The 23,493-nt window shown below is 40.1% G+C and carries 28 protein-coding genes and 1 pseudogene; all 29 read left to right on the top strand.

Annotated features, from left to right (window positions below; genetic code table 11):
* Nucleotides 1-4 precede the first annotated feature (4 nt).
* The 29 genes and pseudogenes from AC3WVZ_RS16025 (at nt 5) to AC3WVZ_RS15885 (ending at nt 23,492) form a co-directional block, all read left to right on the top strand.
* The gene (locus tag AC3WVZ_RS16025; protein WP_233935114.1) at nt 5-613 is read left to right on the top strand and encodes a hypothetical protein; all 609 of its coding nucleotides are present in this window, start codon (nt 5-7) and stop codon (nt 611-613) included.
* Nucleotides 603-1,229 carry a nucleoside/nucleotide kinase family protein gene (locus tag AC3WVZ_RS16020; protein ID WP_233935112.1) on the top strand — a complete coding sequence of 209 codons (627 nt, stop codon included), beginning with the start codon at nt 603-605 and terminating at the stop codon, nt 1,227-1,229. Before AC3WVZ_RS16025 ends, AC3WVZ_RS16020 begins: the two co-directional genes overlap by 11 nt.
* Before the next feature lie 250 nt (nt 1,230-1,479).
* Nucleotides 1,480-1,602 (top strand): annotated as a pseudogene (locus tag AC3WVZ_RS16015) (glutaredoxin family protein); the annotation flags it as partial.
* Nucleotides 1,603-1,627: 25 nt separating this feature from the next.
* Nucleotides 1,628-3,208: a DNA (cytosine-5-)-methyltransferase gene (dcm, locus tag AC3WVZ_RS16010; RefSeq protein WP_233935111.1), complete on the top strand. Its 1,581-nt coding sequence runs from the start codon at nt 1,628-1,630 to the stop codon at nt 3,206-3,208.
* Between the two features lie 4 nt (nt 3,209-3,212).
* The gene (locus AC3WVZ_RS16005; RefSeq protein WP_233935109.1) at nt 3,213-3,617 is read left to right on the top strand and encodes a sigma factor-like helix-turn-helix DNA-binding protein; all 405 of its coding nucleotides are present in this window, start codon (nt 3,213-3,215) and stop codon (nt 3,615-3,617) included.
* Nucleotides 3,617-4,147, top strand: coding sequence for a hypothetical protein (locus AC3WVZ_RS16000; protein WP_425594289.1), 531 nt, complete (start codon nt 3,617-3,619; stop codon nt 4,145-4,147). The genes AC3WVZ_RS16005 and AC3WVZ_RS16000 overlap by 1 nt, the downstream gene beginning before the upstream one ends.
* A gap of 294 nt (nt 4,148-4,441) precedes the next feature.
* Nucleotides 4,442-4,714 carry a hypothetical protein gene (locus AC3WVZ_RS15995; protein WP_233935106.1) on the top strand — a complete coding sequence of 91 codons (273 nt, stop codon included), beginning with the start codon at nt 4,442-4,444 and terminating at the stop codon, nt 4,712-4,714.
* 250 nt (nt 4,715-4,964) lie between these two features.
* Nucleotides 4,965-6,083 (top strand): IS110 family RNA-guided transposase, encoded by a 1,119-nt coding sequence (locus AC3WVZ_RS15990; RefSeq protein WP_134207532.1) that lies wholly within the window; start codon nt 4,965-4,967, stop codon nt 6,081-6,083.
* A 692-nt stretch (nt 6,084-6,775) separates the two neighbouring features.
* Nucleotides 6,776-7,036, top strand: coding sequence for a helix-turn-helix domain-containing protein (locus AC3WVZ_RS15985; protein WP_233935104.1), 261 nt, complete (start codon nt 6,776-6,778; stop codon nt 7,034-7,036).
* A gap of 139 nt (nt 7,037-7,175) precedes the next feature.
* Nucleotides 7,176-7,703, top strand: coding sequence for a Pycsar system effector family protein (locus tag AC3WVZ_RS15980; RefSeq protein ID WP_233935103.1), 528 nt, complete (start codon nt 7,176-7,178; stop codon nt 7,701-7,703).
* Entirely contained in the window at nt 7,693-7,860 is a 168-nt protein-coding gene (locus AC3WVZ_RS15975; protein ID WP_233935101.1) for a hypothetical protein, read from the top strand. The genes AC3WVZ_RS15980 and AC3WVZ_RS15975 overlap by 11 nt, the downstream gene beginning before the upstream one ends.
* A gap of 198 nt (nt 7,861-8,058) precedes the next feature.
* Nucleotides 8,059-8,229, top strand: a complete 171-nt coding sequence (locus AC3WVZ_RS15970) for a hypothetical protein (RefSeq protein ID WP_233935100.1) — start codon at nt 8,059-8,061, stop codon at nt 8,227-8,229.
* On the top strand, nt 8,229-9,053 hold the full coding sequence (locus AC3WVZ_RS15965; RefSeq protein ID WP_233935098.1) for a hypothetical protein: 825 nt from the start codon (nt 8,229-8,231) through the stop codon (nt 9,051-9,053). The genes AC3WVZ_RS15970 and AC3WVZ_RS15965 overlap by 1 nt, the downstream gene beginning before the upstream one ends.
* 1,017 nt (nt 9,054-10,070) lie before the next feature.
* Nucleotides 10,071-10,544, top strand: a complete 474-nt coding sequence (locus AC3WVZ_RS15960) for a phBC6A51 family helix-turn-helix protein (RefSeq protein WP_233935097.1) — start codon at nt 10,071-10,073, stop codon at nt 10,542-10,544.
* Complete coding sequence (terL, locus tag AC3WVZ_RS15955; protein ID WP_233935095.1) at nt 10,544-12,247, top strand: phage terminase large subunit; 1,704 nt, start codon at nt 10,544-10,546, stop codon at nt 12,245-12,247. Before AC3WVZ_RS15960 ends, terL begins: the two co-directional genes overlap by 1 nt.
* A 14-nt stretch (nt 12,248-12,261) precedes the next feature.
* Nucleotides 12,262-13,803, top strand: coding sequence for a phage portal protein (locus AC3WVZ_RS15950; protein WP_233935093.1), 1,542 nt, complete (start codon nt 12,262-12,264; stop codon nt 13,801-13,803).
* Nucleotides 13,804-14,373 carry a hypothetical protein gene (locus AC3WVZ_RS15945; protein ID WP_233935092.1) on the top strand — a complete coding sequence of 190 codons (570 nt, stop codon included), beginning with the start codon at nt 13,804-13,806 and terminating at the stop codon, nt 14,371-14,373.
* Between the two features lie 22 nt (nt 14,374-14,395).
* Nucleotides 14,396-14,782, top strand: a complete 387-nt coding sequence (locus tag AC3WVZ_RS15940) for a hypothetical protein (RefSeq protein ID WP_233935091.1) — start codon at nt 14,396-14,398, stop codon at nt 14,780-14,782.
* A 63-nt stretch (nt 14,783-14,845) separates the two neighbouring features.
* Entirely contained in the window at nt 14,846-15,874 is a 1,029-nt protein-coding gene (locus tag AC3WVZ_RS15935; protein ID WP_233935089.1) for a major capsid protein, read from the top strand.
* Between the two features lie 29 nt (nt 15,875-15,903).
* On the top strand, nt 15,904-16,080 hold the full coding sequence (locus AC3WVZ_RS15930) for a hypothetical protein (protein ID WP_233935087.1): 177 nt from the start codon (nt 15,904-15,906) through the stop codon (nt 16,078-16,080).
* A 14-nt stretch (nt 16,081-16,094) separates the two neighbouring features.
* Nucleotides 16,095-16,451: a hypothetical protein gene (locus AC3WVZ_RS15925; protein WP_233935086.1), complete on the top strand. Its 357-nt coding sequence runs from the start codon at nt 16,095-16,097 to the stop codon at nt 16,449-16,451.
* On the top strand, nt 16,448-17,254 hold the full coding sequence (locus AC3WVZ_RS15920; RefSeq protein ID WP_233935085.1) for a hypothetical protein: 807 nt from the start codon (nt 16,448-16,450) through the stop codon (nt 17,252-17,254). The genes AC3WVZ_RS15925 and AC3WVZ_RS15920 overlap by 4 nt, the downstream gene beginning before the upstream one ends.
* Before the next feature lie 3 nt (nt 17,255-17,257).
* Nucleotides 17,258-17,632 carry a hypothetical protein gene (locus AC3WVZ_RS15915; protein WP_233935083.1) on the top strand — a complete coding sequence of 125 codons (375 nt, stop codon included), beginning with the start codon at nt 17,258-17,260 and terminating at the stop codon, nt 17,630-17,632.
* Nucleotides 17,632-17,991 (top strand): hypothetical protein, encoded by a 360-nt coding sequence (locus tag AC3WVZ_RS15910; RefSeq protein ID WP_233935082.1) that lies wholly within the window; start codon nt 17,632-17,634, stop codon nt 17,989-17,991. Before AC3WVZ_RS15915 ends, AC3WVZ_RS15910 begins: the two co-directional genes overlap by 1 nt.
* A gap of 2 nt (nt 17,992-17,993) precedes the next feature.
* The gene (locus tag AC3WVZ_RS15905) at nt 17,994-18,407 is read left to right on the top strand and encodes a hypothetical protein (protein WP_233935080.1); all 414 of its coding nucleotides are present in this window, start codon (nt 17,994-17,996) and stop codon (nt 18,405-18,407) included.
* Between the two features lie 12 nt (nt 18,408-18,419).
* Nucleotides 18,420-18,908, top strand: coding sequence for a phage major tail protein, TP901-1 family (locus AC3WVZ_RS15900; RefSeq protein ID WP_233935079.1), 489 nt, complete (start codon nt 18,420-18,422; stop codon nt 18,906-18,908).
* Between the two features lie 65 nt (nt 18,909-18,973).
* The gene (locus tag AC3WVZ_RS15895; RefSeq protein WP_233935078.1) at nt 18,974-19,348 is read left to right on the top strand and encodes a tail assembly chaperone; all 375 of its coding nucleotides are present in this window, start codon (nt 18,974-18,976) and stop codon (nt 19,346-19,348) included.
* Nucleotides 19,349-19,389: 41 nt separating this feature from the next.
* On the top strand, nt 19,390-19,689 hold the full coding sequence (locus tag AC3WVZ_RS15890; protein ID WP_233935076.1) for a hypothetical protein: 300 nt from the start codon (nt 19,390-19,392) through the stop codon (nt 19,687-19,689).
* A gap of 23 nt (nt 19,690-19,712) precedes the next feature.
* Nucleotides 19,713-23,492: a phage tail tape measure protein gene (locus AC3WVZ_RS15885; protein WP_233935075.1), complete on the top strand. Its 3,780-nt coding sequence runs from the start codon at nt 19,713-19,715 to the stop codon at nt 23,490-23,492.
* Nucleotide 23,493: the final 1 nt, after the last annotated feature.

The raw sequence follows: 23,493 nt of genomic DNA, 5'->3' as shown, positions 1-23,493 counted from the left end.
TAATATGGCAGAAGTAACTAAAATCGAAACTAAAGACGGAAATATCTACGAGGTTGACGGAAAGAGATATCGTGAGTTATCGAAAGAGCCAGCGGTTGGAGACACGGTGTTAATCGTTAATCCTTTGGATAACTTAGACTATGATTACGGGGACGTATTTCCAATAGTAGGGATAACTTCAGAGGAAAATACTTACGATTTTATTGATAATAATGGTGATGAGAACGGCGCTTGGAGAAGCGAGTTTGTAATAGTCGAACCTATCAGTAATATAACAGAAAGTAACGAACTATCCCGGAAACTAACTCGTTTAGCAGAACGTACAGAAGAAAACCACCACAATATCATAACATTCTCACAAATGGCGGAATCCGCACGTAGTGACGCATCGAAAGCTGTCGGTGGTGTTAACGCTCTAGACGAACAGCTAGATTTAGTACGTGAAGATATCGTATTCCTTGACGAAAAGATAGACGAGTTGAAGGAAACGGTAGAAGGTCGTAATGTTACACCTATTACGATTAATATCGAAAACTTAAATATATCAGGTACGGAATCACTCAAAGAATTCATCGAAAGAATTGCAAAAGGGTGTGGTCGTGGTGTTATGTAACGCTAAGAAAATCGCTATTACGGGCAAAGCCCGAAGTGGTAAAACGGAGTTATCACATTACGCTTGGATGTTATATGGCTTCAAGGAATTTGACTTCTCAGCGGTATTAAAGGACGAGTTCCATCGTCTGTTTCCACATGTACCACGCGACCCGAAACCACGCGCTTATTATCAAAAGTTTGGACAGTGGTTACGTGAGATTGATCCGGATATTTGGGTAAAGATGACGATGGGAAAAGTACACGAATATTGCTTTGAAGACGCATTAAACAAAGTGAACCATAAGTCGAAAGTGTTGGTAAACGGAGTGAGGCAACCGAATGAATATCAACGTCTTAAGGACGAAGGTTTTACACTTATCCGAGTAAATTCATCGGATGACTTATGTATTGTTAGGGCGCACAACGCGGGCGATGTATTTACCGAAGCAGATTTGGAGCATGAAACGGAAAGTCATATCGATACTTTTGAAGTAGATTACGAGATTAATAATAACGGTGAGTTAATTCAGTTGTACGGTCAGTTTGACGCGATTATGCGAGATATCGGAGTGCAGACAGTAAGTAGTAGGGAGAATATGGCGGAAGCTCTTGCTAGTATTAGGAAATTTTTATAAGGAATTTTTATAAATAGTGTGGAGATTAAAATTCTGACTTGTATATACCCACGTAAGGCAAGATGAGAAGAACGAGGAGGTGTGGGAATGCGCCACCGTTAAGATATGAAGGGAGAACCAAAGGACTCATAACGTTCATAAAGAAAGCAAAGCGTTATTTAGGTAGTAAGACAATGACTATTGAACGAAAGAGAGATGAGTACAAATCGAAAGTAATGGAGGAATCGAAATGACCAACGTAATCATTTACACGTCGCACGCAGCCTGGATGGCAGACAAAGGATACATGAGCGCACCTGTAACCATGTTTCCTAGCGGAAAGGAATTAGTCGGATTTGATATGGGCGAGTTTGCTGCGGAATTAGATCTTTAATAAATCGAATATAAGGAGCGATTCAATGAGGAATAACACATTTAAATACGTATCATTATTCTCTGGCGTAGGCGGATTCGAACAGGCGCTAAATAGGCTCGGAGGGAAATGCGTTATGTCCTCCGAAATTGATAAATTCGCAAACCAAGCTTACGAAGTGCTTTACGGGCATAAAACAGTCGGAGATGTGACGAAGGTCGCTACGGGAGATGTCCCGAATCACGATTGGTTAGTTGCAGGTTTTCCATGCCCCACGTTTTCGGTAGCCGGTGGGCGTGATGGAATGGAGTATCAATGTAAAAATTGTGGACATGAGCATTTGATAGCTTACGAAGAATATAAAAACGGAGTAAGTTGTCCTGTATGTAAGGGGATTACTGAACCGAAAGATGATCGAGGATTACTATTCTTTGAGATTGCTAGAATTGCTGAAGCAAAGCATCCGAGATTGTTACTGCTCGAAAATGTAAAGGGTTTGATAAGTAGTGCAAAAGGTGAGGTGATACGGATTATCGTTGAGACACTTAATACAATTGGATATACCGTAGATTTCAATGTACTAAACTCGAAGTACTTCGGAGTTCCGCAAAATCGCGAACGGATATTTATTGTTGGTATTTTAAACGGAAAAACGGAACCGTGGGAAATCGAGAGTAACAACGTAGTAGCGAAGGGTAAGAAACGTATTAGTGCATACGAAGGTGTTAAAACGTTTAACTTCGATTGGCCTGAGCAAGATACAGTAATCACTAGGTTAAGAGATATTTTAGAGGACGAAGTGGACGAGCGTTATTATCTAAGCGAAGAAAAGACGGCGAAATTGGTTGCGCAGTTAGAAGAAACGAAAGTTAAAAGGCAATCTGATACCGAACCACAAATAGTCGGGCATGTTGATATAAAAGGCCACGACGCAATCAAGCGCGTTTCGCCAACATTAACAACAATGGGTGGAGGACATCGAGAACCAAAGATAGCTGTTGTTGGTAATTTGAAACCTGAAGGATGCACACGTCAAGGTCAACTAGATGATGTATATAGTGATGACGGGCTAATCGGGGCGTTAAATGCAACTGACTATAAACAACCGAGAATGATTGCGCAAGAAGTCCGTCCCGTATTAACGCCCGATCGTATAGAAAAACGACAAAACGGACGCAGATTTAAAGAGAACGACGAACCTTCGTTTACATTAACGGCACAAGATAGACACGGAGTGGCAATCCGTGAGGCAACGAAGCAAGGATACGCAATTGCAGAAGTAGGTGATTCAATCAACGTTCAGTTCCCAAATAGTAAGACCCGTAGAGGAAGAATCGGCAAAGGTGTCGCTCAAACGTTAGAGACATCGTGTAATCAAGCGACTCTCACATCTTCATATAGGATCCGTAAACTCACACCGAAGGAATGTTTCCGACTACAAGGCTTTGCAGATTCCGAGTTTGATAAGTTAGTTGGCGCGGGCATATCGAACTCACAACTATATAAAATGGCGGGCAACGCCGTAACGGTAAATGTAATTGAAGCGATTGGCACTCGCTTATTAAAATACTTAGCACATAACGAGATAGGCAGTCGTTATGTAGAGGTAACGGAAAAAGGAGCGTGAGTAAATGGGCGTAAGCAAATATGACAACGAAGCGGCACACCGTCGCATTGAACAAAACTACGCATTGGACAACCCGAAATCAATTGACTTATTACTACGGCACTTACCGTATATGCAAGAGCGTAGGTTTAACGGCGATTATGCAGCTTGCGACATACTAATCGATTTAGAGACGGCAATCTCAAACGCGGACTTGACGGATAGGCAGCTTCAAGTCTTGCGGTTAGTATATTTCGAAGATATGAAACAAACGCAGGCTGCGGTCGAGATGGGTATAACGGCACCTACGGTTAATTTGTATAAGCGATTGTTAGCACAAAAGATAGCGGCGGTGTTTGAACGATGGGCTTGGTCGGATGAAGGCTATAAATTAACGGTGGTAAATACGGAAAGGAAGGCGGTTGCTTAATGGGAGAACAGACGAAATATATATTCGATATCAACGGAGATTACAAAAGACAATTCGAAACGTACGTAAGTACGCTAATTACCACTCTCCGAGAAAGTTATTCTAGCACGATTAGTAATAGGAATGTACGTGCGGAAGAAATTAAATCGCTCACAGATGCTTATGTGGGAACGGTGGTAGAGCGTCCCGAACCGAAACAACTCGAACGACTAGCAGATTTGTTGCTATACGAAGAGTTGCACGATACACATCCCGATAAAATGACTCGAGAAGAATATCCGATTATGAGCGAACATCAGTTGTCGAGAAGACACAGCGGAGAAGTATCGATGAAAGTAGCGGAAGAATACGGCTCTGATTGTAGAAACTACAAACCTCCTGTACGTAGGAAACGAACGAGAAAAGAAACGTGGCAAATCGATAGAGAAGCGAAGTCTAGAAACGAAGAGAGACGGAAAGCGTATCGGGAGTTTACGCGGGTGCAGGCGGTTAGGGTATATAATGGAAGGGAGCTAGTCGAATGCAAATAAAAATAGCTTTTGACGATAATACTTTCAAAACACTTACGTATTCTGAAGGAGATAGTTTTACTGGATGGTGCAAGACGTTCTTTTCCGGTAGATATTTTGTATTAAACGCCCACGATACGAAAGGTAATATGTGTATTGATACGCAAAAAGTAAAGTAAGTTGAATGTATAAAATAAGAACTGATGAAGACTACCTATATGGTGGTCTTTTTTATGGCTTATTCATATGTTAGAATTGTATAGTAATATCAAGATGCTGATAATTCAGATTTTAAATATTAAGGGGGAGATAAAAATGAAAAAGCTAACAGATGTACTTTCACTTAAACAAGCGGAAAACCCAGAGATGCAATACCATATTTACATAAGCACAAAGAGGGATATCGAATTAGAAGGGCGAATTGATTTAGCAGAAAAAAATAAAGAAGAGCAAATACAAACGGAATTGATAGAGTTCATAGAAAATCAAGACAATGAAAATGAATTTATTCTAGTTGGTAATCAGGCTGTAAAAGTTAATGAAATTATCTACGTAAAGGTAGAATCGTTGAGGTACTTTGGTTTTTAAGAAAAGACATTATCAATAAAGAATACCACATATTTAAAAAGGTGCCTATTTTAGGTGCTTTTTTTGTAATTTAATCCAATTTATTTTTCTTTATCAATTTACATATGTTAATAGGTTTGGTATAATATAAGTATAAGGAGATAATATGAAGTGACCCCCTAGATTATCAAGTCAGGGATTTTAAACCATAATAATGAGTGAGAACAAACATTATGAATGGGTTTATACCCTATGACAATAGGAGGCCACTATGGAAAATATAATCTATATCGGGATGGATGTCCACAAGGAAAGCTTTAGTTTATGTGCGTTGCACGGAACAACTGGGGAAATTGTAGGAGAAGCACGATGTGCTTCAAATGTATCTCTCGTGAAAAAATTCGTTGAGAAACTGAAAACAAAATATGGCGAAGACATAAAAATTAAAGCTGGGTATGAGGCAGGTTGTTTAGGATATTCACTCCATAATCTTTTGGAAGAAAACGGGATTGATTGTGATATTTTAGCTCCCACAACCATGTATAGTTCATCCAAAAATAAAATGGTGAAAAACGACAGATTCGATGCCAAAATGATTGCTCTTAATTTAGCGAATGGCACTTATAAAGAAGTATATGTTCCAGAAGAAGAGGATGTTGCCGTAAAAGAGTATATCCGCATGTTAGGTGATTTTAAAACATCATTGAAGAAAATAAAACAACAGATAAAAGCATTTCTTTTAAGACATGGTTATGTGTATGAAGGAAAATCCAGCTGGACCATCGCGTATATGAAATGGGTAAAGAATCTTGATCTACAAGGATTATTCAAAGAAACATTAGATGAATACCTATTACAGTACGATGTTCTAGTTGATAAAATTGAGCGGTTCAGTCTGAGATTAGAAGAATTATCTCATAGTGAAAGATATGAAGAACCAGTCGCAAAGTTAAGATGTTTAAAAGGTATAGACACCACATCAGCAATGACTGTTCATGTGGAAATTGCAGACTTCACTCGTTTTCCCACGGCTAAAGCATTTATGGCTTATGTAGGATTGACGCCAAGCGAAAGCTCAAGTGGAGAGAAAATCAGTCGAAATTCGATTACAAAGCAAGGCAATTCGATCGTTAGGTCTACTCTTGTAGAATGTGCAAATGCGTTGGTAAAAGGAACAATTGGATTAAAATCAAAACGAGTGAAAGCAAGACAAAAAGGGCAACGAAGCGAAGTAATTTCTTATGCAGATCAGGCTGTAGAAAGGTTACAAAGAAAATATCATCGAATGATGTATCAAGGGAAACCTAGAAACGTCGCCGTGACCGCTATCGCAAGAGAATTGGGGTGTTTTATATGGGGATTAGAAACAGGTAAAATTCACCGAAAATAAAGAAGAAGGGATAGGAAGTTGATTCATTCATAGTTAGAGACCAAAGGTATCAATTGATGGCATAGATGAGCTTCAGAGATAGTGAATTCCAGGTCTGGCTATCTATGACTCACCTCTTCTGGCACAGTTGAAATTCTGATAAACAAGCTATTTATTAGAATGTGAAAAGATGTGATCCACGCAGGGAGATTATAAGAGCCTAACGACGGACCATTAACCTGAGGTAACCAATCCACGAATAACAGAGTGGTTAACTGTCGATAAATCTTATTTCTGAAGCTTTTGTATGCCATCAAAAAATATTATGGGTGAAAAACTATTGACAAAGGTCACTTCATAACAGGTGAGAAAATGCTAGACGATATGATAAAAGTTCTTCAAGTTATCTACTTCATCGTTTCAATCGCTTGGGTTGTCGCGCAAGCTTCGAAAAAAGACGACGAGTAAGATAACCGAAGAACTCAGCAAGGGGAAGCGAGTTGGTCGCTCGCTTCTCAATAAAATTATAACACGTCTAGTTATAAAATGAAAAAGAATAACAAAACGTTCGTATTTTCGTTAATATTAATGTGTTTCGCTGTTATTGGAATCCGTCAAATGTGGCAGAATACATTTACCGATGTAATAACGATGATCGCGATAGTAATAACAATCGTAGTAGTCGTTAAGGATTTAGTGGGAGGTAAACGCAAGTGAGGTATGATTTAAAATCACGCGAGGAAGTCGAGGATTTCATACGTAATGAAGTTCTTACGGCTCCTGAAGCTATCGAAATATTAGGTATAACACGTGCGCGTATGAGTCAGTTAATTAAGCAGGGGAAAATTACGCCTGTAAAAAAGTTGGACAAGGTTAGTTTATTTTTACGAGCAGATGTCGAGGAGAAACGTAAGGAGTTAGTGGCATTACGGGAGAAATATCAGCCGTATAATTCTGCAAATGAAAACGATTAGATGCCGCCAGAGATGGCGGCTATTCTTTACGTGGTAATTGTACTAGACAAGATTTGATTTTATAAATATAATTAATAGAGTTAGGGATTTTATAGTAATAAAGGGATACTTATCCTGTTTACTTGTTAGGGGAAGAGATATGTGCGAACAAAATGAAAATATTTTTAATAGTGGTACCTGTGATGTGATTTTAGACGCTGCAAAGGCTGTATATGATGAAGAAGCAGAAAGATTTAAACAGGCTGAAGCCAAAACAAACATTACCTTAGCCTTCGTTGGTGTTTTATTTGGAGCATACTTAACTTATTTAGGCTCGTTTAAACCTCCAATCAAAGAAATTTCATATGGAATTTATACAGGAGTGTTTAAGTTAACAATTTTTATATGTTTTACTATTAGTATTATATATTTTTTAAGATCTATAAAAACTGGTGAGTACGACCAAGTTAGTATAGAGAACATTGTAACGGAAGACTTTGCACAGAGGGAAGAGAACGACGCTAAACTAACTGTAGCTGGGACATATAATGATGCAGTTGCTCTGAATAGAGAAAAATTAGAGTTTAAAATGAAACTATATAGTATAGGTTTGAATTTTATGACTTGCGGATTTATTATGTTTGCAATACATTTTATAATTGAGGAGGTGATTAGGTTTGTCAAATAATAACAATAAACTTTCTTCTTTTCGTGAAGTTGTACAAAACGGAAAGACTCAAACTATTAAAGGTGTAGGAACAACTAAAGTAACAAGAGATAAATTCAGCGAAAATACAACTACATATATGACAAGAAATAACAACAGTAAGAAACAAGGAAACTAAGCCTTGTTTCTTTTTTACTACTAACTTTTACCCTCTCAGTTACCTATACGTTATGAACCCCCTCGTGGAATATTCTTCGACTTCCAAATATATGGAAATTTACTACAGACCAAGTGGTTAGTCCACGATAACGGTTTTTTAAAGGGAAGCGAATTAGAATTCCACCCTTCGTATTTATAACTAAAAGGAGTCGATTAAATGGCGGATAACAAATCACGCGAATTAAACGCACGAAACAGTTTACAAATTAACGTAGAACTAGACGCTTCGGAAGCAATTAGAGGCTTAAAAGCGATTCAAAGAGAAGCGAAAGCCGCAACGAAAGCACTTCGAGAATTGGAAGAAGCGCAGAAAGCGGTGAGTAACTAATGTCTACATTAAGAATTATCGATGTAACTACTGGTGAAGACCGTACACAAGAATATAGTTTAGTTAACCATAAGCAAGCCGAAGGATATAAGCAAGTCATTGACGCGGAGAGATACCGTATATTAACGAAAGATAGAGATTGGGTGGCAAGCTATAACGACCCAATAAGAGAACTCACTACGGGATTAACATTAACAGAGGCAGGAGCGATTATAAAGCTCTTGCCTTTTTTGCGTTTTAAGAGTGACGGTAAACTAATTAAGGATGGTAATCCATTAAAGCAAGCCGATATCCAACGTATCTTTAAACGAGGTAAGAAGGCTACAATAAAGATACTTGACCGTCTGAAAGAATTAGGCGTTATTAGTGTTATTAGAGAAGGACGTAGTAATACGTACTATATCAGCGCTAATTTCCATACGATGGGTTACGTTAGAGACGGAGAGAAGTTTACGAAGTTGTATCGTGTAAAGACAAGAGATATCGTAGCTGATCTGGACTTACACGAAGTCGGTTTATTATATAAAATACTACCGTTCTTTCACTTTACGGAATACTACTTATGCGACAATTCTGACGAAGAAGACCCGCAAGTAATCAAGCATTTAACACGAGAAGAGTTAGCAGAGAGAGTTAACCTTGATGTAGATACGATAACTGATTCCGTAAATAAACTACAGAGAAAAGGCGCTATCTTATCGACTAAAAGCGGTCGCACAGTCCGCTATTTGGTACACCCCGATGTCATGTTTCGTCAGAGGTACGAGACAGATTGGACGAGGTCAGTACGTAAGATGTTTGAACAACACGCGAAAAGAGATTAATATGCGGTCTAAACGATACCTTTTCGGGCTAATATGCGGTCTAAACGATACCTATTGAAAACGTCATGAGCCTTAGAGCCACAATAGATAGAGGTGGTTTTGAACGGAAAACTATTCTTTATCTTGTTGTTTATAAAAACGTAAAAGATAAAACCTTGCGACTTCGGTTCCGGCTGTCGCCTCCACTCGTCGCTACTATTCTTATTAATTATATTATCGATAATAGATACTTTGTCGGTGAAGTAATAAAAGGATAGTAGCAGACGACTTTGGAGCGAAGCGGAAAAGGCGGATGCAAGGTCTTATGTATTTTATCTTTTTACTAACGTTATTATAAGCGTAATATAATACGTTCATTTAACGATAATACACGGTCCAAACGGAACCTATTAAATAGATTATTATCGGTGTGGTATTACGTTTATCGGAAGCTAATATAAAACGGTACATTTACGTTATATATAATAGGAAGAAACTCAGTTAGTATTACGTCAACAGGACGCTATGTATTTCCGAATTACCAGTCGATGCCTTCACGACGGAGACGTCTCGAAAACATCGACCCTGATGTTGTATAACGTATTCATTATTCCTTTATTCACTCGATGAATAAACCGCATGATATCAACGTTTGTAATCTATGCATAAACGATATAAATAGTATGCAGTTACGGTAAGTAGTACGAACGTTGATATGACACGGCTTATACGTGATTGTAACCAAATTGATTACTTCATATAACGTGAATTATGTAAACTAACAATGAATAAAATAATGTATAAAAAGAAGCGGGTTAAATAGCCCGGGGGCGTTCGAAATGGACGACAGCGCGCAGATCCCAGACGATTTCTTACAAATCTTAAAACCTCGGGTCTAACGAAAGTGCCCGATAACTTACTCGGAATCTATAAGCGTAATCTATTACGAATACAAATACACTACGATTAATTTACGTAGTCGAAACGTTAGAGTTTTGTCTACGTTTTTTGTGTTTAAAACGGAAAGGAGGACGTTACATGAGCGATAAAAAACGACGCCTTGAGACGCAACTTACTCGTGAACAAATTACGGCAGCAACTTTATTATCGATTAATAAATTCTTACCGAAACCAAATACGATTGATAATCCAGAGGAATTAGCGAGAGCGAAAGAAAACGGACAAGTTCGATTAAACCTCGAAGAAATTGCTGAAAAATCGGACATCAGCACGCGCCAACTTTATACGTGGCGTCATCGTGATAGTAACTTTATTGAGTACGTCAATTTACTTTCCTCAGACGCTTTTATGTCGCATCTACCTGACGTAATGCAAAAACATCTTGATATGATGTTAAAGGGCCAAGGTTCGATGAAAGGTATTGAGTTATTCTATAAATTCGGCGGCTTACTAGTCGATAAACAAGAAGTTAAGACGAAATCAGCGGATGGCGGCTTAACGATGGAAGAACGTCTTGCCCGCTTAAAAGAGCGTACGGGCGGCGGTCAGTAATGGCGTGGCTTGATGGTAAATGGTTGGCTAGGCAAGAACGCCAACAAGCGATAAATGATCGTTTATTATTACGAAAAGAATATGAAAGACTCGCTTTAAAAGGCGATTTGTTAGAGCACGATCTCACACAATGGGAAGTGTTGGAGGATGAATTAGAAAAGTTACAACGAGTGCACGATTGCGAGCACGACGTACTACGTTTTACTTACGAATACTTTTCCGATGAATTAAACCCTGATAACGAATCGAACTTAATTCCGGCGGGACAGACGTTAGAAAACGCAGCTGATTTCCACGTAACGCTTTGTTCTTTACTTGACGATATCACTGAAGGAGTAACGAAAAGTAACGTAGGTTGGTCGGTAGGACGACGTCATGCTAAAACCGCTTACCTTTCGAATTCTTATTTGTGTCACCAAGTAGTTTATCGATTACAGAAATATATCGTAGAAGTTTCCGAAACTACAGACGTAGCAGGTGATTTCATTAAATGGACGGTAAACCAGCTTAAGTTTAACGAAAAACTACGTGAGGATTTCGGTGAAATATTACACCCAAAGCCGTCTATGAATGAAGTCGATAACAAATATGAATTTATTACGTCTACTGGTACAAAAGTTGAAGCGAAAGGTATCGGGACTCAGATGCGTGGTTTGCGTCATTTATCTGAGCGCCCAGGCCTATTTATCCTTGATGACTTAGAAAGCGGAGAAAATACGAATACTCCGGAGTTGCGAGCGAAAAACTTGCATTGGTTCCGTTCAGAGATGATTGAAGCGCTGGGTTTCGGTGGTATTTGCGTTTATATGGGAACTATCGTTCATTATGATTCGTTGCTGAACCACGTACTAACTAAGCGTAAAGATTTTATATCACGTAAATTCCCGGCTATTTTATCGTGGTCAGAGCGGGAAGATTTATGGGAAGAGTGGCGAAAGCTCTACAATGCAGACGAAAAAGACGCAGTAGATCAAGCCAACGTCTTTTACGAAGCAAATAAAGAAGAGATGCTACGTGGTACAAAAGTACTATGGCCACAAGCATATGATTATAAATATTTCATGGAAAAACGTGAATCGATGGGTGCTCGAGCATTCAACCAAGAATACCTTGGAAACCCTGTCGATGAGGAGTCGCAAGTATTCAAACCCGAATATTTCACGTACTGGACTGATAAGGATATAGAAAACAAGCAATTAGAATATTTTTGCGGGATAGACTTCGCCATGGGCAAAGAAAAAGGCGATTATTCCGTTATTTTGACCGTTGGACGTTCATCTAACGGTATTTTTTATGTCGTTGACACGTTTATTGAGCGTGTGCATCCCGATATCTTATTACAAAAAGCAGTAGAGAAATCGCTTCAGTATCAATATTCGGGCATTGCAGTAGAGGCACAGCAAGCGCAAGAATGGTTTGCGGACAAGCTATCTCAAGCACTACAACAATCTGGCTATCCGTCGTCTACTCGTATGAAACAAATCAAACAAAGAACACGTAAGGCCTTACGTATTGAATCGTTATTACCGGACATTCAAGCTGGGCGTATTCGATTTAAACGAGATCAGCGTTTACTACTCGAAATGTTAGAAATGTATCCGAATCATAATCATGATGACGGGCCGGATGCTCTGCACATGGCGGTTTCAACAGGTATCAGTAGTAACGTAGTAGTAAGGACGACTGGAAAAAGAATGAGATAGAAAGGAGGTAACTTATGAATCTACCTATGGCAGATTACAACATATTAAATCCGACTGATATGGACGAATTATTATTTTCACCATGGCAACAAGCTATCGGAAAAGAAACCTGGGGCCGAATCAATAGACAAATTCGTTACTACGAATATTATGACGGAAAACAACACGTTGATCCTAATACCGGACAACTTGTAAAGGCTAGAGAACTACCACGTCCTGATGGATTAGATTATGACCCGACGCGTTACGCTACGAATTACTTTAAAGTCATGATTAATGAGAAAGCACGTTGGCAAATGGCGGGTAAACACGGTGTTTCTGTATCACCAATGAGGATTGATTCAATCGAAGAAATGCTACAAATGGACTATCAACCTTCTGAAGCACAGATGGCCGAAAACCAGCGAGCAGACAATTACGAAAAATTGTTATACAAGATATGGAAAGAAAATAAGATGCGTGAAAAGCTGATTCAAGCAGCACGTGATCGCTTAATCGTCGGTAGAGTCGCTTGTAAAATCGCTTTTAACCCGACTAACGGTAAAATCAAGTGGGTTTTCCGCCCAGATACGGAAGTAATCCCGATTTATTCGGACGATGACTATGACGAATTAGAAGCGGTACACTTTGTTAACTTTAAAAGTCTAAACAATGAGGAAGCTATCTATAAACAAACGTTTAGTCTCGAAGAAGGACAATGCTACTTGGAAGAAGCTTATTACGATAAAACCCTGAAAGTTGTCAAGGAAATTCAACCTAAAAAGGCAATGGGTATCGACTTCATTCCAGTAGTATTGTTTCCGGTAAATGATTTGAGTGCCTCTGAAGCAAATAACACGGAAGTTGACGATATGAAAGAGCAAACGGACGTATTAAATCGTATGAATGAAGATGCACTTGATTCACTTAAATTTGAAATGTTCTCGATGACGGCTTTGTTTAACGTACCTGATGGAACTGCCGATAAGATGCGAATCGCACCTGGTGCAGTGCTCGAAGCAAAAGTTGGGATGAATGGACTGAATCCTGATATTAAGAAAGTTGAAGGTGGCTTTCGTTGGAAAGAGGCATTTAAAGATCAATACGCAAGGGTAAAAGGAGCATTGCACGAAATCACCTCGTTACCACAAATCGTACCTTCTGAAATGAACTTCGGGGGATTAAATAGCGAAACATTGCACGTATTGTTCCACGATATTATTCAAGAAACCGAAGAGCATTGGTTATCATGGGGGCCGCGTTTAGAAGAATTACATGAAAAGACAATCCGATACTTACAAGCAAGGGTTGACCGTCAAAAATTCGGATACGACCGAGAAATAGTGAAAGCAATCGGTGATAACTACGACAATGAGATTCGATTTGTTCTTCCTTTACCAGATAATCGTAAGGAATTAGTCGAGTTACTTACAGAAGAAACGTCCGTAGGATTTGAATCTATTGCCGGAGCGATGAATCGTTTAGGTGTAGAAAATATCACAGCTAAGAAGCAGGAGATTTCAAACGAGCAGCAACTTCGAATACAAAAAACTGATCCGTATGGAGGTAGTGAATAAATGAGATTAATTGATCAAAAGAAAGCGTCATTCAGATTACGTCTAGGGAATTTGCAACACTTTTCAGATCCTGAACCTGGTGTTCCACAAGACCCGCCAACTCCGCCTGAGCCACCTACACCAAAACATACTGACGAAGATGTTCAGCGTATGATTGACGAAGCATTGGCAAAAGCGAAGGCTGAAGCTGATGAAAAGGCGGAAAAAGAACGCCAGGAAGCAGAACGTAAGAAATTAGAGGAACAAGAGAAGTACAAAGCGCTTTATGAAAACTTACAACAACAAGTAGAAGAACAAAAGGAAAAAGCAGTAGATGCAAAGAAAGAAGCGATTTTAGCAGGGGCAAATTATGCGCCGGAACAAATTGTTTTAGTCAAAGACCTGTTAAAAGGCGAATCGGACGAAGAATTAAAGCAATCACTAGAGTCCGTAAAATCAGTAGTTTTACCTTTAGGGAGTGGCGCCGATCCTTCACCTGGTAATCCAAAAAGAGGAAATCCAGAGCCGAAGGATTTAGCAGACGTTGGTCGCGATTTATATGCGAAATTAAAAGCCGACGGTAAATTATAAGAAAAATTGAGGAGGAATATTAATGCCAGTTTACACACCGAAATTTACAGAACAACCGTTTAAAAGTGGTAAAAACATTTTAGCGAGTGAACACTTGCAGTATATCGAAGGGGGGGCGACACTAGACGCTACTAAATTCGGTGCAAAATACGTTGAGTGTGGTACGACTATTGCTCGTAACATAACTACAGGTAAGTTTGAACCTTATAAAGACGGCTCAGAAGGAGCGCTACCAACCGGGTTCGATGAGTTTGCGATTCTTGATATTGATTGGGATTGCGATGGAAAAAATGACGGGGTAGTTGGTCAAGTAATTGTTCGAGGTTCAGTATACGAATCAAAACTTGTTGGTGTTACAGAAACACTCAAAAAAGCAACACCACTAATTCGATACGTAAAACACATCTAATCAAGTCGCTAATAAAGCGGCTTTTTATTATAAATTTTTACGGAAAATTGAGGAGGAATATTAATGGCAGGTATTGCAGAATTAAAGGAATTTAAAAAGCCCGCACTTCGCGGATTGGTTGATGCATTGGAGAAGGAAAAACAAGACGCACCGTCGTTGGCAGACCGTTTCTTACCAAATGATCAAATCTTTTCTACAACGTTTGCTTACGATGTAATTAAGAAAACGAACCATATTGCAGCTATGATTGGTTACGGTGCAGAGCCACCAGTAGTTGACCGTGATGCAGTTGCTTCTAAAATGGGCGAACTTGCAAAAATGGGACTTAAATATATCGCTACAGAGGAAGAATTACTCGCGTTAAATCAGTCACGTTCTGACGCCGAACACAAAGCGATGATTGAAAAGTTAATCGTTAAAGGTGCTGACTTAGTAAAAGCATTACAACGTCGTGTTGATATTGCGAAATTAGAGGCTATTACCAAAGGTAAATTCGATTACAACAAAAATGGCGTGAAAATTGTAGTTGACTATGGTATCCCAAACGAACATAAAGTTGCTTTAACTGGTACGAATGCATGGACTAACGTTGATGCCGATGCTTTAGGAAACTTAATCGAGTGGAACGATAGATACGTTGATACGAATGGGAAAAAAGCTGATGTTATCTTAATGACTCGTGAGACACAAGCACTATTACAAAAGAATAAAGGGATTATCGCTGAAGCTCGTGGTGTAGCGAAAGACGGAGTTGCACGCGTTTCAGTTGCGGAAGTTAACGATGTTTTAGATGGTTATGGTTTACCGCCAATTCAAATCGTAGAACAACGCAAGGTTACAGTACGGAACGTTTACACAGGACAAGACGAAGTAATCGAGTTCATGCCTAAGTATCGTGTCGTATTCGTTGCTCAAGGACTTGGTAATTTCGTATATGGTCCAACCGTAGAAAATGACTACAAACCAGGTATTGATTTACGCGCTTATGATAAATTCGAGCCAATCGAATCTGTACTTCGTGTAGCAGCAGCAGGTTTCCCAATTGTAGAAAAACCATCATTACTATTCCATGCTGACGTAGCAGCTGAATAATGATTAAGGTCAAAGTAGTGGGCGGTATCGTGGACGGACATGGTATCGGCTCACAAATCGAAATCGACGAAAAATCGGCGTTATATTTAGCATCGATTGGTTACGTCGAAATTATTGAAGCGCAAGCAGTTACGGGTGAAAAAGGTGAGTCAGCACCGAAAAAGCCCGCTACACGCAAGCGTAGTACAAAACCTAAGGAAGAATAAAAGAGGTGACGGCTATGGCGACGGAAGGTTTTATTAGTGTAGAAGAATTGAAACAACGGTTGCAAGCCGACGATTCGTTATTCGAAGAAGCATTAATCGCGAATGGCTTTTCGTCGCTAACCGTTCTTAACGAGAAACAAGCACAATTAAATACGTTCTATTATCGCTACGTTGATTCAATAGCGAAAGCAACAGCCGAAGCATCTTCGTTTAAATATACAGATGGTGAAGAAAGCGTAGATAAGTCTAGTGTATCGAAGAATTACCGTGACTTGGCGCAGCACTATTATGAATTATGGCGTAGCAAACGAACGGAATATGATGGTACAGGTTCTAGCTTTCGAATTGCAAAACGAGTTGATCGTCCATGAGCGATTTACAAGGTGAATTTGACGAAGCACTGGGTAAAATATCGAAGCAATATGAAAAAGAAAATGAAAAACAAGTAGAAGAGACGGTAGGCGCTATTATGCTAATTCGTCTTTTTTTACTGGACTTAATTAACGACTACCAAAAAGACGGTGTAATTAAACGAGGTAGATTAAACGCCTTGTTACGGGATTTAGACTATTACGAAAAGGAGTTTCGCAAGAAAGCAGGAGCGTCATTCGAAAAAGTAATCGATGATACAGCGAAATGGACGACTTCTAGACTTGCAGAAACTCCGTTAAACGTAACGGCTTTAGATTCTGTAAACCAGCAAGTTGTAAGATACATGCTGAAGCGGAGAGGTGAGGACGGTTTAATCCTGTCTGATCGAGTGTGGAATCTAGCAGGTGACATGCGAGCAGAATTAACGAAGGTAATACGGCCGGCTGTACTCAAAGGTGAAAGTATTAGTTCAATTTCTCAGAAAATACGAGAAGTACATGATAACGAGAAATGGAAAATTGAACGTGTAGCAATTACGGAGAGTAATAACACGCACCGGGCAGCCACGATCTACAACGGAAACGAGAGTAATATCGTTACAGGTTACAAGATTGTAGATAACGGGCATCGACATCGGTACCACTCGCGGCATATGTGTTACAAGTTAGCTAGGCGTGACGCTTATGGATTAGGTCCGGGTAGATATCCGAAAAAGATACCTGAAAGTTTGCTAACTCAATTGATTAGTCCGCATCCTCAGTGTTCATCTCGTTTAAATTACATTATCGGTGAGGAGGAGTAACGAGTGTTAACCGAAAAAGACATCGAACAAATTCGAGCCAATCGTGAATTAATCGAACAAAATAGACGTGAATCTATTATTCTATGGCGAAAAGGCACTACGGAAGAAGACCCGATTACAGGCGAAGTAATTGGCGGTGTGCCTTTAAGCGAAACAGTGCAAGTCGTTTGGAAAAATTTCACGCTAGAAGATAACGTGAAATTCGCAGGTACTGACGTAAAAGAAGGCGAAGCACTCGTTACTTTTCGACTCGATATCGATTTGAATAACGTCGAGTACCTCGAAAGAAACGGCATCAAATACGTAATTATGCTTGTTGATGAACGAGGACTAGGTGGAATTAACCGTCGAGAAGTAGTCGTAAAGAGGGTGGTTTAATGAAAGTCAGCGCGAGGATTAAAGGTATGGGAGATATTTACCGCATGGCTAATCCTGATCGTTATAAAACACCAGTTGCTAATACAGTAGAGAAACATGCGAGGCTACAAGCGAACACAGCTTCTAACAGAGCGCCTGTTGAATCAGGTAATTTAGCGGGAAGTATTCCACCAAGTGTGAAAGCTTTCAACGGAGATAAAACGGGATGGTCTTACGGATCAGAAGTCGAATATGCAGCCGTTCAAGAATACACACATAAAACGAAAAAAGGATTCATGCGTAAGACAATGTTCGAAGGCGAGCAACCGTTAGTTTCTGACTTGGAAAAAACGGTGCAACGAACAGCGAGAGGTTTATAACGATGTATACAGTAAATGACGTAATGTATTCGCTGAAGAAATCATTAGATGAATTCGCACCTACTACTTGGGTATATGACGGTGTTTCTCTAACCGGAAAAGCAAAGCCGTTTCTAACGATTGAATCTTTAACAGGGAAAATCGACAGGTATTCAAAGGATAATTACGCACGAAACCATCTAATACAAATCGGAGTGTATTCCGATACAGTATCAAACCGAAACGAATTACAAGATAGAATCATCGACCGACTAGAAAAGCGACCTATCGACTTGTATGGCACAAGTTCGAAGGTACCTACGCTAGTCGGTTTTTTATATGCGGAAGTTTCGTCGTTCGAACCAATCCCTCAGGAAGATGGAACGCAAGTAACGGCGAAACACCGCAGTTTTATCACGATAACTATACGAAACTAGGGAGGAAATTAAATGCCAGGTTCACCGGAATTTAAGGGTAAAGAAACGTTATATTTAATCGATATTCCACAGACAGGAGGCGCTAGTAAAACAGTTCGCCTCTTTAACCAAACGTCTGGCTCACGCTCTATTGAAGCGGGCGAAATCGAGTTGAAGACGAAAGATAAAAGCGGTTCAGATTATGGCGATGTAACGCAATCGGTATCTATTGAGGGCGTGAGTACAGAAGGTGACGAAGCGTTAGACTACATCGAAGAAGCAATTACAAATAAAAAACTCGTTAAAATTCACGAAGTTTCTTTACGTAGTGCGAAAGCAGGTGAGTACAAATCGAAGAGTGGTACGTTCATGTTAAGCAGTGTGGAACTATCGCACGAAAACGAAGAGTTCTCGAAGTACTCTATCGAAGCAAAATTAAACGGCGGGTTGTCCGTAGGTAAGATCACAACGGTTCCACCAGGCGCTCCTGACGGAGATATCGCAGATAAACCTAGCGCATAGATAGGACGGGCTTAAGTGCTCGTCTTTTTTAATTTCGAAAATAAAATTAACGGAGGTTTTTATAGATGGCTAAAACATATACACGTTTTGAAGTAAAAGGGAAAGAACATGAACTGAAATACGGATTTGAAGCAATTAAATTAATCGATGGAAACGGTGGTCCTTTTGAGTTTGTCCAAAAAGCGATGCAAGGCGGTCTTGAAGATTTCGTTGATGTAATTTATTACGCATTGATCCATACAGGAGAAGGTATTACACGAAAAGATATTGAGGAAGAAATTGAACGTCAATTACTGTCTGAGGAGTTATCTTTCGATGACATCTTAAAGGTAAATAAGGCGGTGGTTCTAAATAGTTTTTTCTTCAAGAAAACAGTGAACAAATTACTAGCGAGCATGGGCGAGGATCAGAAGAAAGTGTTCGAGAGTCTGTACGAATAAACGTTGATGATTTACAGGCCGATTGTTTTCGATATTTCGGAATGTCAACGCTTGAATCGAAACAGTTAAGCATTAAAGAATACCACATTATGCTTACCGGATACCGCGAGCGTCTACTAGATACCTATGAAATTGCTAGTGTTCAAGCTTTGTTTTACCGAAATGCTCAAAGCGATAAGGTTAAGAGTTTAGATGACATATACAAGCGTCCTGAAAATGCTCGAATGTTAGAAGAGAGAGAAAAAGAGCGTGAGCAACTTACGAAAAAAATTCACGCCAATGAGTCTTTATTCGATGATATCGAACGGGCGTTACGTCAAAACGGAAAGGGTGGTGAATAGTTATTAGTCAAAACAGAGTAGAAGTGCAGTTATTAGCTGATATATCGTCGTTACGGAGTAGCTTAACACAAGCAACCCAGCTTTGGCGTAATTTTCATCAAGCAGTAAGTCAGCCAATTAATATACCAGCTCCTAATATTCCGTCCCCACCGCCGATACCTAGACCCGCACCTCCGCCACCGCCTGATATGTCAGGTTGGCAACGGACGTTTCAAAACGTAGGTAATCAAGCACAAGAAATGGGACGTAGGATACAATCAGTTGGACAAAACATGACGACGGCGTTTGCACCACTCGCTTATGCTTCCGGTAAAGCTTTCGGAAGCATGATTAAAAACTCGATGGAATTCGAGCAACAAACGAGAAAAGCGGCCGTACTTACAGGCGGTGCATATGGACAAGTAAAGAAAGATATTTTAGAAATGGCTACTAGCTCTGTTTACTCAACTGGTCAAGTAGCGGCAGCATATGCGGAACTAGGGGCGAAAGGATTCGAAGCAGCGCAAGCAACTGACGCATTGCCTGGTGTTTTATCAGCGGCAGCAGCATCGGGTGAGGACCTGGGTATGGTAGCTGATACAATAACTTCCGCATTAAATGCATTTAGTATGGAAGCGAAGGATAGTGGGCGCGTAGCGGACGTCCTTGCTCAAGCGGCAAATGCAACCGCCGCAGGCGTGTACGATATGCAATACGCCTTTAAGTACGCGGCAGGTCCGGCAGCACAGTTGGGTATTGGAATGGAAGAACTTGCAGCCTCTGTTGGGATTATGTCTAACGCGGGTATTAAGGGTGAAACGGCAGGTACAGCGTTAAGATCAGCAATGCTTCGTTTAGTTAAACCGCCGAAAGCAGCGGCGAATATGCTGAAAGAGTTAGGCGTTACTACGACTGACAGTAGCGGTAATATGAAGTCACTCTCCCAAATTATCGGTGAATTACAAAAGGGTATGGACGGAATGACAAGCGCTCAAAAAGGCGCGGCGTTAGCCACGATATTCGGTACAGAAGCTGTTTCTGGTATGATGGCGCTCGTTTCAGCAGGTCCGGAGAAAATCGATAAATTAACGCAATCTCTCATTAAATCGGACGGTGCTTCGAAAAAAGCAGCGGACTCAATGCTTGAAGGTTGGGCAGGTGCAATTGTTAAGATGCAGTCGTCTATTGACGTAGCAGCTCGCGCATTTACAGATGCATTAGCGCCTGCAATTTCGGTTGTTGCTGACGTTATTAAGAAATTAGCTGATGGATTTAATGGGTTATCTCCGACGATGAAAACAGTGATTGCTACAGTAGCTACAGCCGTTTCAGTATTTACAGTATTCATGGCAGTACTAGGAGTTTTTATTAGTAGTATAGGAGCCACAATAACAGCGTTTGGTGCGTTAGTCGGTTGGCTAGGTAAAAGCACAATGGTCGCCAAACTTGCAAGTGCAGCAATGGTAGGATTACGAGCCGCTTTCACATTTCTAACGGGCCCTATCGGTGCAACTATCGCGATATTAACTCTACTAGGAACAGCACTTGTCCAGCTATACAAACACAACGAAACATTCCGTAACGCTGTTAATAGTGCTTGGGAATCGATTAAAACTACAACTATATCAGCCGTAGAATCTATGAAAGCGGCATTTGACTCATTTGGTGCATATCTTGCAACAATCCCCGCTAAATTTACAGCGATGGGTGTTGCGATAGGTGCTTTTTTTAGTTCTGTAACGGCTAAGCTAAGCGGTATCGGCCAGAGTATAAGTGGAGCTTTCGGTTCAGCGATTGAAGGACTAACCGCTAAGTTTTCAGGTATGGGAGCAGCGATTTCACCGGTTGTAGATTTTATAAAAGCATCGTTCTCATCAATCGGTAACACAATCGCTACATTAACGCCATTAATCGTACGTTTAGGATTATCGTTTTTAGGTGTGTCCGGTCCGGTTGGTTGGGTTATCGCTATTGTCGCTTCATTAGGCGCTACGATATTCAAACTTGTGAATACGAATGATCAGGCAAAAGCAGCATTGATGTCAGCTTGGGAATCAATTCAGAGTGTATTTAGCACGGTTGCTTCTGTAATCATGCCGATAATTACTTCACTAGCGAAAGGTTTTATCGACGCTTTTGCGCCGTTAGCACCGGAGTTTCAAAAGACCGGTCAAGTCATCATGGAAAGTTTCGCATCACTACAACCGGCATTTGCAGAATTAGGTGCAGCGTTTGGTGAGTTAGGTACGACTATTATGAGTCTTTTTGGAGACGTTGTAAAACAAGTAATGCCGGTAGCAATGGACTTATTTAAGTTATTCGGAGAAAACATTCAATTAATCATGCCTATGGTTACGGATCTAATGAAACTATTCGCTGATACCACGATTGAAATCATGCCTGCAATTACGCAAGTAGTTCAGGAGTTATCTCAAATGTTTGCAGAATTAGCGGCTGAAGTAATGCCGATGCTTTCACAAGTAGCACAAGAAGTGTTCCCGACAATATTAAACGTTATCCAAGCATCGGTTGGTATATGGGTAATGCTGATAAAGACTTTCGGTGAGATTCTTGTAATTGTAGCGCAAGAGATGATACCGGTCATACTAACGGTTGTACAAGAGGTATTTCCTATCATTCAATCGATTATTGAGACGGCTATTCCTATAATCATAGAAATTATTAAATTGTTCGGTGAAATTATAACGATAGTTGCTACGACTGTAGTTCCGCTGATCTTACAAGCGGTGCAAGAAGTCTTTCCGGTAATTCAAGCAATTATTCAGGCTGTAATTCCTATAATTTCAGCATTGTTACAAGGTGCAGCCGAGATTATTAAAGGCGTATTAATTCCAGCAATTCAATTCATTTTACAGATCGTGCAAGCCGTATTCCCAACGGTAATGGGCGTTATTAAATCTGTTATTGGCATCATTACGAACATAATCAAACTATTTACGTCGATATTGAAAGGTGATTGGAGTGGCGCATGGGACGCGGTTAAGGGGATTACGTCAAATGTAATGTCGTTAATTAAAAGTATTATTGATGGAGCGATTTCTTTAATAGGTGTAATCGTACGTAACGGGTTGAATTTAGTCCAATCGATTTTCTCTAGCATATTAAATGTGGTATGGAATGTAGTCAAATCTATATTCGAGGGAATACGTAATGTGATTTCATCAGTAATTTCAGCGGTTGGAAATATTATTTCTGCGGGTTGGAATGCAGCTAGTTCCGCGACTTCAAGTATCCTAGACGCAATGTCTAATACGGTATCAAATATATGGAATAAAATCATCTCGTTCTTAAAAGGGATTAACCTAATGGATATCGGTAAGAACATCATGGAAGGTATGCTAAATGGAATAACTTCGATGGCTAGTCGTATTTGGGACAAGGTAACTGAGATAGGTAACGGTATTAAGGACAAGCTTACCGGACTATTTTCGATTCACTCTCCTTCCCGTTGGATGCGCGACATGATCGGCGTAAACATGATGCAGGGTTGGATTAACGGTGTTGACGGAATGAAAAGTTCGGTGCAACGTACGACGCAACAAATGTCTGATTGGATGAAGCCGGAAATGTTAGCGGTGGATACAGGTGCAACAATAACGAGAGGAGTAAGCGGGTTAGGTGCGTATCAATCAGCTAAACCAACGCCAAGCATGTATAAGCCGAGTCAATACGATAATCATACGTCTAGAGATAAGCAGCCAGCGTATATTAACGTCCAACTCGGTAAACAAGAGTTTGCGAGATTCGTTGACGATATTACTGGCGAGCAAGAAGCGGTTAGAAAACGTAGAGAAGTATTTTAAA

This window comes from Bacillus sp. CPT56D-587-MTF, from assembly GCF_058792335.1.
This window is presented reverse-complemented; position numbering and strand designations above follow the sequence as displayed.